This window comes from Isoptericola sp. NPDC060185, from assembly GCF_042728595.1.
Lineage (GTDB): Bacteria > Actinomycetota > Actinomycetes > Actinomycetales > Cellulomonadaceae > Isoptericola.
Genome location: NZ_JBHWYY010000001.1, coordinates 37996 through 50736 on the forward strand (window position 1 = coordinate 37996; position 12741 = coordinate 50736).

The 12741-nt window shown below is 71.6% G+C and carries 10 protein-coding genes; all 10 read left to right on the top strand.

Annotation, left to right across the window (positions count from 1 at the left end; all coding sequences use genetic code 11):
- Positions 1 to 2: 2 nt before the first annotated feature.
- The 10 genes from ACFWDO_RS00210 (at position 3) to ACFWDO_RS00255 (ending at position 12699) form a co-directional block, all read left to right on the top strand.
- Positions 3 to 950 (top strand): ABC transporter ATP-binding protein, encoded by a 948-nt coding sequence (locus ACFWDO_RS00210; RefSeq protein WP_380326647.1) that lies wholly within the window; start codon positions 3 to 5, stop codon positions 948 to 950.
- A complete protein-coding gene (locus ACFWDO_RS00215; protein WP_380326650.1) occupies positions 947 to 1690 on the top strand; it encodes an ABC transporter ATP-binding protein in 744 nt (247 codons plus the stop codon). Before ACFWDO_RS00210 ends, ACFWDO_RS00215 begins: the two co-directional genes overlap by 4 nt.
- A 187-nt stretch (positions 1691 to 1877) precedes the next feature.
- Entirely contained in the window at positions 1878 to 3503 is a 1626-nt protein-coding gene (locus ACFWDO_RS00220; protein WP_380326653.1) for an ABC transporter substrate-binding protein, read from the top strand.
- A gap of 247 nt (positions 3504 to 3750) precedes the next feature.
- Positions 3751 to 4677 carry an ABC transporter permease gene (locus ACFWDO_RS00225; protein ID WP_380326854.1) on the top strand — a complete coding sequence of 309 codons (927 nt, stop codon included), beginning with the start codon at positions 3751 to 3753 and terminating at the stop codon, positions 4675 to 4677.
- The gene (locus tag ACFWDO_RS00230; protein WP_380326857.1) at positions 4670 to 5647 is read left to right on the top strand and encodes an ABC transporter permease; all 978 of its coding nucleotides are present in this window, start codon (positions 4670 to 4672) and stop codon (positions 5645 to 5647) included. Before ACFWDO_RS00225 ends, ACFWDO_RS00230 begins: the two co-directional genes overlap by 8 nt.
- On the top strand, positions 5644 to 7425 hold the full coding sequence (locus ACFWDO_RS00235; protein ID WP_380326860.1) for a dipeptide ABC transporter ATP-binding protein: 1782 nt from the start codon (positions 5644 to 5646) through the stop codon (positions 7423 to 7425). The genes ACFWDO_RS00230 and ACFWDO_RS00235 overlap by 4 nt, the downstream gene beginning before the upstream one ends.
- A gap of 94 nt (positions 7426 to 7519) precedes the next feature.
- Positions 7520 to 9238 carry a BCCT family transporter gene (locus ACFWDO_RS00240; RefSeq protein WP_380317872.1) on the top strand — a complete coding sequence of 573 codons (1719 nt, stop codon included), beginning with the start codon at positions 7520 to 7522 and terminating at the stop codon, positions 9236 to 9238.
- A 116-nt stretch (positions 9239 to 9354) separates the two neighbouring features.
- Positions 9355 to 11265 (top strand): translational GTPase TypA, encoded by a 1911-nt coding sequence (gene typA, locus ACFWDO_RS00245; RefSeq protein WP_380317875.1) that lies wholly within the window; start codon positions 9355 to 9357, stop codon positions 11263 to 11265.
- A gap of 16 nt (positions 11266 to 11281) precedes the next feature.
- Complete coding sequence (locus tag ACFWDO_RS00250; RefSeq protein ID WP_380317878.1) at positions 11282 to 12301, top strand: PIG-L family deacetylase; 1020 nt, start codon at positions 11282 to 11284, stop codon at positions 12299 to 12301.
- Entirely contained in the window at positions 12298 to 12699 is a 402-nt protein-coding gene (locus ACFWDO_RS00255; protein WP_380317881.1) for a DUF6113 family protein, read from the top strand. Before ACFWDO_RS00250 ends, ACFWDO_RS00255 begins: the two co-directional genes overlap by 4 nt.
- Positions 12700 to 12741: the final 42 nt, after the last annotated feature.

The window sequence follows — 12741 nt, forward strand, 5'->3', positions numbered from 1 at the left end:
ACATGGCGGTGACCCAGGAGGAGACGCCCGGGCCGGCGGCCGACGCGGTCGGTCCGGCGCTCGAGGAGATCCGCTGCCGCGGGCTCGTGCGGATCTTCGCGACCGACGGGATCGAGGTGCAGGCCCTGCAGGGCCTGGACCTCGCGGTGGAGCGCGGCGAGGTCGTCGCCGTCGTGGGCGCGTCCGGCTCGGGCAAGTCCACGCTGCTGAACATCCTGTCCGGGATGGACCTGCCCACGGCCGGCTCGGCGTCGGTCGCGGGCACGGACCTGCTGGCGATGACGCGCCGCGACCGGGTGCGCTACCAGCGGTCCACGGTGGGCTTCGTCTGGCAGCAGACGGGCCGCAACCTCCTGCCGTACCTCACGGCGGCGGAGAACGTCCGGGTGCCGCTGGAGATCGCGCGGACGGGCGCGCGCGCCGACCGCGCGGCGCGGGTGACCGACCTGCTGGAGATGCTCGAGGTGGGGCACCTCGCCGACCGGGTGCCGGCGCAGATGTCGGGCGGCCAGCAGCAGCGGGTCGCGATCGCGGTCGCCGTGGCCGGCTCGCCGCGCGTGCTCCTGGCCGACGAGCCCACCGGCGAGCTGGACGAGGCGACCAGCGCGGAGGTGCTGGAGTCGCTGCGCTCGGTGAACGCGGAGACGGGCGTGACCACGCTGATCGTCACGCACGACCCGGCGGTCTCGGAGCACGTCGCCCGGACCGTGCAGATCCGAGACGGGCGCACGTCCACCGAGGTGCTGCGGCGCACGGAGATCGACGAGGACGGCGCGCAGCGGCACGTGGCCGAGGAGTTCGCGGTGCTGGACCGGGTGGGCCGCATGCAGCTGCCCCAGGACTTCGTCAGCGCGCTGGACCTGCGCGACCGCGTGCGCCTCGCGCTGGAGGAGGACCACGTGGAGGTCCGGCCGGACGGGCGTCGGGGCCGGTCGGAGGAGGAGCGATGAGCGTCACCACGACGAGCCCGCAGGCGACGGCGGTCCTGCGCGCGACGGACGTGTCGCGGGTCTACGGCTCGGGCGCGGGCGAGGTCCGCGCCCTGGAGGACGTGTCGGTCGAGGTCGGCGCGGGCGAGCTCGTGGTGGTCGTCGGCCCGTCGGGGTCGGGCAAGTCCACGCTGCTGCACCTGCTCGGCGGCCTGGACCGCCCGACGTCGGGCACCGTGCACCTCGGCGCGGACCCGGCGGCCGAGGGCGGCCCGGGCGCGACGGAGCGCGAGCTCGGCGGCCTCGGCGAGGACGAGCTGCACGCGGTGCGGCGCACCGAGATCGGCTTCGTGTTCCAGTCGTTCGGGCTGGTGCCCGTGCTGTCCGCGGCGGAGAACGTGGAGGTGCCCCTGCGGCTGGCGCGCGTGGACGCGGCGCAGCGCGCGTCCCGGGTCGCGGAGGCGCTCGAGGCGGTGGGCCTCGCGGACCACGCCGACCAGCGACCGTACGAGCTCTCGGGCGGGCAGCAGCAGCGCGTCGGGGTGGCCCGGGCGCTGGTGGCGCGGCCGCGGGTGCTGCTCGCGGACGAGCCGACCGGGCAGCTCGACTCGGCCACGGCCCGGCGCGTCATGGTGCTGCTGCGCGACCTCGTGCACTCCCGCGGGGTGGCGGCGGTGGTGGCGACCCACGACCCCGAGCTGGTGGCGATGGCCGACCGCGTGCTGGTGGTGCGCGACGGCCGGCTGGTGACCCTCCCGTGAGTGGTCCTGGAAGTTGCGAGCAGATACCGGAATGGTCACGGTTCCGGGCGCAAACCGGACCAAGGGTATGACCAAGGGCCGAGACGTGACTAGGCTCACCGGCGCACAGTGCAGTGCGCGCGCACACGCGCCTGTACCTCACCGAGGGGTGACCCCCTCCGGTGAGCGACCCAACTCAGGAGGACACGTGACACCTCGACGACGACTTGCAGGCATCGGGGCCTTTACCCTGACCTCGGCCCTGCTGCTGTCCGCGTGCGGTGGCGGTTCCGGGGACGACCCCGAGGCCACGGGCGGCGACGGCGGCCCGACGACCGGCATCGTGACGGTCAGCAACGGCGAGCCGCAGAACCCGCTCATCCCGACGATGACCAACGAGACGTACGGCTCGAAGGTCATCAACAACCTCTTCGCCGGCCTGGTGTACTACGACGCCGATGGCGCCGTGCACAACGAGATGGCCGAGTCCATCGAGACGGACGACCAGCAGACGTACACGATCACGCTCAAGGACGGCTGGAAGTTCACCGACGGCACCCCGGTGACCGCGGACAGCTTCGTGAAGGCGTGGAACTACGGCGCCAAGCTGTCGAACAAGCAGAACCTCTCGTACTTCTTCGAGCCCATCGAGGGCTTCTCGTACGAGAAGGACTCGGAGCTGACGGGCCTCAAGGTCGTGTCGGACACCGAGTTCACCGTGAAGCTGACGCAGCCGGAGTCCGACTTCAAGACCCGTCTGGGCTACGCGGCGTTCATGCCGCTGCCGGACTCGTTCTTCGACGACCCGAAGGCTGCCGGTGAGAAGCCGGTCGGCAACGGCCCGTACAAGCTGAAGTCGTGGGAGCACAACGACCAGATCTCGCTGGAGCCCAACGCCGACTACAACGGTGACCGCAAGGCTCAGAACGGCGGCATCGACCTGATCGCCTACACCGAGGAGGACACGGCGTACAACGACCTCCTCTCGGGCAACCTGGACATCGTCACCAACGTCCCGTCGTCGGCCTTCGCCACGTTCGAGGACGAGCTGGGCGACCGCGCGGTCAACCAGCCGGCGGCCGTCATCCAGGTCGTCAACGTCCCGGAGTACCTGCCCGAGTGGGGCGGCGAGGCCGGCCACATGCGCCGCAAGGCCGTGTCGATGGCGATCAACCGCGACGAGATCACCAAGACGATCTACAACGGCTCCCGCACGCCGGCGAAGGACTTCAGCTCGCCGGTCATCGACGGGTGGTCCGACGACGTCGAGGGCAACGAGGTCCTGAACTACGACCCCGAGGGCGCCAAGAAGCTGTGGGACGAGGCCGAGGGCATCTCGAAGTTCGGTGACCAGCCGATCACGATCGCCTCGAACGCCGACTCCGACCACCAGACCTGGGTGGACGCGGTCTGCAACAACATCCGTAGCGCGCTCGGCGTCGACTGCGAGTTCGCGCCGTTCCCGACGTTCGACGAGTTCCTCGACGCTCGCGACAACGAGACCCTCAAGGGCCTGTTCCGCGGCGGCTGGCAGGCCGACTACCCGGCCATGAGCAACTTCCTCGGGCCGATCTACGGCACGGGTGCCGGTTCGAACGACATGGGCTACTCGAACAAGGAGTTCGACGCGAAGCTCAAGGAGGCGAACGGCCAGTCCGACCCGACCAAGGCGCTCGAGCTCTACAAGCAGGCCCAGACGATCCTCTTCGAGGACATGCCTGGCATCCCGCTGTGGTACCAGAACGTGACCGCCGGTTACGGCGAGGACGTCGACAACGTCGTCTTCGGCTGGGACAGCGACCCGCTGCTGTACCAGGTCACGAAGGAGAAGTGACGCTCAGCCGGTGAGGTCGACCGGCCCGGGACGAGCAGGCCGGACGCCCGGTCTGCCCGTCCTGGGCCGGTCGTCCGATTCGGATGCCGCCGACGACGTCCTGTAGCGTCGCGGGCGGCCACCCGACGTGAGGGGGGCGGGGTGTGCCGACGACGCACGCCCCGCCCCCGAGCCTGTCCGGGCAACGACGGCCGGACAACGACCCGTAGCCCGGGGGATCCCCGGAGCGAACGAGGAGAATAGACACATGCTCTGGTATCTCGGACGCAGGCTCTTGCAGATGATCCCTGTGTTCCTGGGGGCGACCCTCCTGCTGTACGCGATGGTGTTCCTGCGGCCCGGTGACCCCGTGGCCGGCCTCGGCGGGGAGCGTGGGCTCCCCGAGGCGGTGCAGGAGCAGATCCGCGCGGAGTACAACCTCGACAAGCCGTTCATCGTCCAGTACCTGCTGTTCCTGCGTGGCGTGTTCACGCTGAACTTCGGGGTGGACTTCCGTGGTCGTGAGATCACGGACGTGATGGCGCAGGCGTTCCCCATCACCTTCCAGCTCGCCATCATGGCCCTCATCCTCGAGGGCGTCTTCGGCATCTTCTTCGGCCTCATCGCCGGGATGCGCAAGGGCGGCTTCTTCGACGCGACCGTGCTGGTCATCAGCCTCGTGGTCATCGCCGTGCCGACGTTCGTCATCGGCTTCGTCATGCAGTTCGTCTTCGGCGTGAAGCTGGGGTGGTTCCCCGTCAGCGTCGGCAACGATCCAGGCCTGTACGAGCTGTTCTTACCCGCGGTCGTGCTGGCGGCGACGTCGTTCGCGTACGTGCTGCGGCTGACCCGCACGTCCGTCGGCGAGAACCTCAGCGCCGACTACGTGCGCACCGCGCGTGCGAAGGGCCTGCGCCGCTCGCAGGTCACCGGCCGCCACGTGCTGCGCAACTCGCTCATCCCCGTGGTGACCTTCCTCGGCGCCGACCTGGGCAACCTCATGGCCGGGGCGATCGTCACCGAGGGCATCTTCAACATCAAGGGCGTCGGCGGCACGCTGTACCAGGCGATCATCCGCGGCGAGAACGTCACGGTCGTGGCGATCACCACCGTGCTGGTCCTCGTGTACATCCTCGCGAATCTGCTCGTCGACCTCCTCTACGCCGCCCTCGACCCGAGGATCCGTTATGCCTGAGAACCGTTTCGAGACCGTGCCCGGCGGACGGCGACCCCGTCCCGGGCAGGAGCACTTCGCCGCCGAGGTGGACGAGGGCGGCCTCGGCGCCGTCGACGCGGTCAAGACCGACGCGGCCCCCTCGGGCCTGTGGCGCGAGGCGTGGCGGGACATGCGCCGCCGGCCCCTGTTCTGGGTGTCGGCCGCGATCATCCTGCTCGTGGTGCTCGTGGCGGCCTTCCCGGGTCTGTTCACCAGCATCCACCCGCGGTTCGACTGCGTGCTGTCCAAGTCGCTCGCCGGCCCCGAGCCCGGGCACCCGTTCGGCTTCGACAAGCAGGGCTGCGACATCTACTCCCGCACGATCTACGGCGCGCGGGCCTCGGTGCTCGTGGGCGTCATGTCGACCGTGATGGTGGTCATCCTCGGCACCGCCATGGGCGCCGTCGCCGGCTACTACGGCGGTTGGTTCGACGCCGTGCTGTCGCGCATCACCGACATCTTCTTCGCGATCCCGCTGGTGCTGGCCGCCATCGTCTTCATGTCGGTCACCACCAACCGCACCAGCTTCACCGTGGCGTTCGTGCTCGCGGCGTTCGGCTGGACGTCCATCGCCCGCATCACGCGCGGCACCGTGATGTCCGTGAAGAACAACGAGTTCGTCACGGCCGCCCGCTCTCTCGGCATGGGCCGCGGCAGGATCCTGCTCCAGCACGTGCTGCCCAACTCGGCGGCCCCGATCATCGTGTACGCGACGGTCGCGCTGGGCACCTTCATCGTCGCGGAGGCGACGCTGAGCTTCCTCGGCATCGGCCTGCCGCCCAGCACCGTCTCGTGGGGCGGCGACATCAGCATGGCGCAGAAGTCCATCCGCGTGGCCCCGGAGATCCTCTTCTACCCGGCCGGCGGCCTCGCCCTCACGGTGCTCGGCTTCATCATGATGGGCGACGTCGTGCGCGACGCCCTCGACCCGAAGGCACGGAAGCGATGACGACACAGTTCCCAGTGACGAACGGCAACCTGCCCGCCGGTGGGGGCGACGGCTCGACCTATGAGGCCGGGACCGACAAGCCGCTGCTCGCGATCCGCGACCTGCAGGTCACCTTCACCACCGCCGAGGGTGACGTGCACGCCGTGCGCGGCGCCGACATCACCGTCTACCCGGGCCAGTCGGTCGCGATCGTGGGCGAGTCGGGCTCCGGCAAGTCGACCACGGCGCACGCCGTGATCGACCTGCTCCCGGGGACCGGCAAGGTTACGGGCGGCAGCATCATGTTCGACGGTCGCGAGATCGTCGGGCTGCCCCGCACGGAGATCGAGGCGATGCGCGGCCGCGACATCGGCCTCGTCCCGCAGGACCCGATGTCGAACCTCAACCCGGTGTGGCGCATCGGCACCCAGATCGAGGAGGCCCTCAAGGCGAACGGCTTCGAGGGCGGCAAGAAGGAGCGCAAGGACCGCGTCGCGGGCCTGCTCCAGGAGGCCGGCCTGCCCGACGCCGCGCGGCGGGCGCGCCAGTTCCCGCACGAGTTCTCCGGCGGCATGCGCCAGCGCTCGCTCATCGCGATCGGGCTGGCCTCGCGGCCGAAGCTCCTCATCGCGGACGAGCCGACGTCGGCGCTCGACGTGACCGTGCAGCGGCAGATCCTCGACCACCTCGAGGTCCTCACGCAGGAGCTCGGCACCGCCGTCCTGTTCATCACGCACGACCTGGGCCTGGCCGCTGAGCGCGCCGAGCACCTCGTGGTGATGTTCAAGGGCCGCGTGGTCGAGTCGGGCCCGGCCCGGCAGATCCTCGCCGACCCGCAGCACCCGTACACGAAGCGCCTGGTCGCCTCGGCGCCGTCGCTCGCGTCCCGCCGCATCCAGGTGGCGCGCGAGGCCGGCGAGGAGTCCGACGACCTGCTGGCCCCGGACCTCGACGCCACGGTGCCCCGCGCCGGGGCGAAGGCCGCGGGCCCGACGGACATCGTCGTGGCGCGCAACCTCACCAAGGTGTTCACCATCCGCGGCAGCCGGCCGGGGTCGGCGACGGAGTTCAAGGCCGTCGACGACGTGAGCTTCACCCTCAAGCGCGGGCACACGCTCGCGCTGGTGGGGGAGTCGGGCTCCGGCAAGTCGACGGCCGCGAACATGGTGCTCGGCCTGCTCGACATCACCTCGGGCAGCGTGGAGTTCGACGGCCAGGACATCGCGACGCACTCCACCAAGGAGGCGTTCGCGTTCCGCCGCCGGATCCAGCCGGTGTTCCAGAACCCGTACGGCTCGCTCGACCCGACGTACTCGATCTTCCGCTCGATCGAGGAGCCGCTCGTCCTGCACAAGGTGGGCTCCAAGAAGGAGCGTGAGAAGCGGGTGCGGGAGCTGCTCGACATGGTGGCCCTGCCCCAGTCGGCGATGCGCCGGTTCCCGAACGAGCTCTCCGGCGGCCAGCGCCAGCGCATCGCCATCGCGCGCGCGCTCGCCCTGCGCCCCGAGGTGATCGTGCTCGACGAGGCCGTCTCGGCCCTCGACGTGCTGGTCCAGGCGCAGATCCTCGACCTGCTGGGCACCCTGCAGTCGGAGCTGGGCCTGTCGTACCTGTTCATCACGCACGACCTCGCGGTGGTCCGCCAGATCGCGGACCAGGTCGTCGTGATGCAGACCGGCAAGGTCGTGGAGCAGGCGACCACCGACGAGGTGTTCGACAACCCGCGCGAGCAGTACACGCGCGACCTGCTCGCCGCCATCCCGGGCGCCGGGCTGGAGGGGTCCGCGATCGCGGGCTGACGAGAAGCACCATCTCGGTGGAGGGGCCCCCGGCGCAGCCGGGCGGCCCCTCCACCGTTTGCCGGGCCCCCCGCGCGGCGTCAAGGTGAGGGACATGGCACGGGCGTCGACGCTGTCACGAGGGGTGTTCTACCCGGCTGCGGGCATCATCCTGCTGTTCGTCCTCCTGGCGGTGGTCGCCACCGACGCCACGACGGCGGTCATGAACTCCCTGCAGACCGAGGTGATCGGCGCCTTCGGCTGGTACTACGTGCTCCTGGTGGCCGCATTCGTGGTCTTCGCGATCTGGATGGGGCTGAGCCGCTTCGGCGACATCGTGCTGGGCCCCGACGACGAGGCCCCGGACTTCAAGCTGCCGGTGTGGTTCTCGATGCTGTTCGCCACGGGGATGGGCATCGGCCTCGTCTACTACGGGGTCTCTGAGCCGCTGTCCCACCTGGTCGAGCCGAAGCCGGGGGTCACCGGGGACGACGCCGCGCTCGCGCAGGCGGCGATCAGCCAGACGTACGTGCACTGGGGCATCCACGCGTGGGCGATCTACGTGGTGGCGGGGCTGGCGCTGGCGTACGCGATCCACCGCAAGGGGCGGCCCGTGTCGATCCGCTGGGCGCTGGAGCCGCTCCTCGGCGACCGGGTCAAGGGGGCGTGGGGGCACGTCATCGACGTCGTGGCCATCATCGGCACGGTGTTCGGCGTCGCGACGTCGCTCGGCCTCGGCGTGCTCCAGGTGGCTCACGGGCTGGGCTACCTGGAGGTGGTCGAGCCGTCGGTGGGTCTCGAGATCGGCCTGATCGCCGTGATCACCGCCATCGCCGGGTTCTCGGTGGCGTCCGGCCTCTCGCGCGGGATCAAGTGGCTGTCCAACGGCAACATGATGCTGGCGGGCGTGGTGCTCGCCGTCGTCCTCGTGCTCGGCCCCACCCTGTTCCTGCTGCGCAGCTGGGTCCAGTCGTTCGGGTACTACTTCGCGAACGTGGTCCAGATGACGTTCGACACGCTCGCCTTCCGCGGGGACGAGGGGCTCGCGTGGGAGTCGAGCTGGACGATCTTCTACTGGGGCTGGTGGATGTCGTGGGCGCCGTTCGTCGGCGTGTTCATCGCCCGCATCTCCCGCGGGCGCACGGTCCGGGAGTTCGTGCTCGGCACCCTCGCGGTCCCGATGCTGGTGACGACGATCTGGTTCAGCGTGTTCGGCGGCGCCGGGCTGCACCAGGAGATGACGGAGCCGGGCAGCATGCTCGACCCGGCGACCGGCGGTGTGAACACGGACACGGCGATGTTCCAGCTCTTCGACAGCCTGCCGGGCGCCGGCACCTGGCTCGCCGTCGCGGGGATCGTCCTCGTGGTGATCTTCTTCGTCACGTCGTCGGACTCGGGGTCGTTCGTCGTCGACATGCTCGCCCACGGCGGCAACCCGAACCCGCCGCTGTGGAGCCGGCTGTTCTGGGCGGCGCTGCAGGGGCTGGTCGCGATCGCGCTGCTGCTGTCGGGCGGGCTCCAGGCGCTGCAGACCGCCGCGATCCTCATCGCGCTGCCCTTCTCCCTGGTGCTCATCGGCATGGCCGTCTCGATCGTGCGCGAGCTGAGCGCCGAGCACCGGGCGATCGTGCGCTCCGAGCGGCGGGCCGCGCGCGCCGAGCTGACCGAGCACGTCACCGAGAAGGTGGCGACCACCTTGGCCGGACGCTGGGAGAACGTGCTGCCGTCGGCCCCCGGCGCCCTCCGGCTGCGCGTGCCCCGGCGCCGCGACGCGAGGCCGCCTGGCGGCGGAGCCGACCAGGAGCGGGGCGACGACGGGGCCCCGGGGGGCTGAGCGTGGGTCGTCGGGCAGGGTGAGGAGGACCATCCGCGAGCGGGTTCGCGCGGCAGGTAAGATGGTCGGGGCCCGATCGCGGGTCACACCTCCCTCCCCAGGAAAAGAGACCCTCGATGTCTGTGCGCTCAGACCTGCGCAACGTGGCGATCGTCGCCCACGTCGACCACGGCAAGACGACCCTCGTGGACGCCATGCTGCGCCAGGCAGGCGCCTTCTCCGCCCACCAGCACGTGGACGACCGCGTGATGGACTCCGGCGACCTGGAGCGGGAGAAGGGCATCACGATCCTCGCGAAGAACACCGCGGTCCGGTACGCCGGCCCGGCAGCCGCGAGCGTCGGCGAGCCCGGCGGCATCACCATCAACGTCATCGACACCCCGGGTCACGCCGACTTCGGCGGCGAGGTCGAGCGCGGCCTGTCGATGGTCGACGGCGTCGTGCTCCTCGTGGACGCGTCGGAGGGGCCGCTGCCCCAGACCCGCTTCGTGCTGCGCAAGGCGCTGGCCGCGAAGCTGCCCGTCATCGTCGTCGTGAACAAGGTGGACCGCCCCGACGCGCGCATCACCGAGGTCGTGGGGGAGACCACCGACCTGCTGCTCGGCCTCGCGAGCGACCTGTCCGACGAGGTGCCCGACCTCGACCTCGACGCGATCCTCGACGTGCCCGTCGTGTACGCGTCGGCCAAGGCGGGCCGCGCGTCGGTCGACCAGCCCGCGGACGGCTCGCTGCCCGCCAACGAGGACCTCGAGCCGCTGTTCGCCACCATCCTCGAGAAGATCCCGGCCCCGACGTTCGACGCCGAGATGCCGCTGCAGGCGCACGTCACCAACCTCGACGCGTCGCCGTTCCTCGGCCGCCTCGCGCTGCTGCGCATCTTCAACGGCACCCTGCGCAAGGGCCAGACCGTCGCCTGGGCGCGCCACGACGGCACCCTCACGAGCGTGCGCATCACCGAGCTTCTCGAGACCAAGGCGCTCGACCGCGTCCCCACCGAGTCCGCCGGCCCGGGCGAGATCGTGGCCGTCGCGGGCATCGCCGACATCATGATCGGCGAGACGCTCACCGACGTCGACGACCCGCGCCCGCTGCCGCTCATCACGGTGGACGACCCGGCGATCTCGATGACCATCGGCATCAACACCTCGCCGCTGGCCGGCAAGGGCGGCAAGGGCCACAAGGTCACCGCCCGCCAGGTCAAGGACCGCCTCGACGCGGAGCTCATCGGCAACGTGTCGCTCAAGGTCCTGCCGACCGAGCGACCCGACGCGTGGGAGGTGCAGGGCCGCGGCGAGCTCGCCCTGGCGATCCTCGTCGAGCAGATGCGCCGCGAGGGCTTCGAGCTCACCGTCGGCAAGCCGCAGGTCGTCACCAAGCAGGTCGACGGCAAGCGCCACGAGCCGATGGAGCGCATGACCATCGACGTGCCCGAGGAGTACCTCGGCGCCGTCACGCAGCTCCTCGCGCAGCGCAAGGGCCGCATGGAGACGATGAGCAACCACGGCACCGGCTGGGTGCGCATGGAGTTCATGGTCCCGGCGCGCGGCCTCATCGGCTTCCGCACCCAGTTCCTCACGGAGACGCGCGGCACCGGCATCGCGGCCTCCATCTCCGAGGGCTTCGAGCCGTGGAACGGCCCGATCGAGTCGCGCAACACGGGCTCGCTCGTCGCCGACCGCGCCGGCAAGGTGACGCCGTTCGCCATGATCAACCTGCAGGAGCGCGGCTCGTTCTTCGTCGACCCCACGCAGGAGGTCTACGAGGGCATGATCGTCGGCGAGAACTCCCGCAACGAGGACATGGACGTCAACATCACCAAGGAGAAGAAGCTGACGAACATGCGGTCCTCGACCGCGGACAACTTCGAGAACCTCATCCCGCCGCGCCACCTCACGCTCGAGGAGTCCCTCGAGTTCGCGCGCGAGGACGAGTGCGTCGAGGTGACGCCGGAGGTCGTGCGCATCCGCAAGGTGGAGCTCGACGCGACGGCGCGCGCCCGCGCGGTCGCCCGCGCCAAGCGCGCCTGACGGACCGGCGACGCCCGTGGGGCTGCTCGCGGTGCACGCGCACCCGGACGACGAGACCCTCGCGACCGGTGCGCTGATCGCGTCGTGGGCGGCCGCCGGGCGGCCGGTCACGGTGGTGACCTGCACGCGCGGCGAGCGCGGCGAGGTCATCGACACGCCGTCGCACCCCACGGGCCTGGCCCGCCTGGAGGGCGACGGGCCCGCGCTCGCCGCCCACCGCGAGACCGAGCTGGCCGCGGCGCTGGCAGCCCTCGGCGGCGCGCCGGGCGCCGTCGCCCACGCCTTCCTCGACGCGGTCGACCTGTCAGACGCCCCGGGCACCGGGGCGCACCCGGCGTCTGACACGCGGTTCGAGGACTCCGGGATGTCCTGGGTCGCGCCCGGCATCGCCGGCCCGGCCGACGACGCGCCGCCGACGGCGTTCGCGCGCGTCGCGCTCGACGACGCCGCGGCGCGGCTCGCGGCCCTGGTCCGGGCGCACCGGCCGGACGTCGTCGCGACCTACGAGGCGCGGGGCGGCTACGGTCACCCCGACCACGTGCGCACGCACGACGTCGCCGTCCGCGCGCTCGAGCTCGCGGCGGACCCTGCCGCGCCCGTCCCGGGCGAGGCGTGGGCACAGGCCGAGCTGTGGCAGGCGATGACGCCGTCGGCGGAGCTGCGGGCGTCGCGCAGGGCGCTGGCCGCGGACCCGGACGCGCGGGCCCTCGCGGACCGGGCCGGGCTCACCTTCCCCGACCCCGACGGGGACCTGCCGCCGCTCGCCCGGCACGACGAGGAGCTCGCCGCCGGCGACGTCCGCACCGTCGCGGTGGCGCCCGTGCTCGACCGGGTGCTCGGGGCGATGCGGGCGCACGCGACGCAGGTGCAGCACGCGACGGCCGGGCCGGCGGGGCCGACGGGGCCGACGGGGCCGACGGGGCCGACGGGCGACCCCGCCCTGCTCGGCTGGTACGCGCTGAGCAACGACGTGCTCGCCCCCGTGCTCGCCCACGAGACGTACCTGGCGTCCGCGCCGGTAGGCTCGGCGCGATGACCACGCCCGAGCACTCGACCGCCCCGGCCCGCACCGGCCGCTGGTGGGCGACCGCCGCCCGCGTCGTGCTCGCGCTCGCCCTCGGCGCCGCCGTCGGCGTGCTCGGCACCGTCGCCCACCGCACCCAGTGGCACGACCTGCCGGTCGGCATCGTCCTGGCCCTCGCCATCACCCTGTCGACGGCGATGCTGTGCCGTGCGTGGGCGGGCCTCGGCACGCTGCTCGCCGCGGGCGCCGGCTGGGTGGTCGCGGTGCAGGTGCTGTCGGTCGCGGGGCCGGGCGGGGACGTGCTGGTGCCGGCGCAGGCCGTCGGGCTCGTGTGGACCTACGGGGGCCTCGTCGCGTTCCTCGTCGCGGCCTTCCTGCCCCGGTCCTGGTTCACCGACCGCCGGGGCTGAGCGGACGGGTGTGACCGTCCCGTGCGCGGCACCATGCCGCGC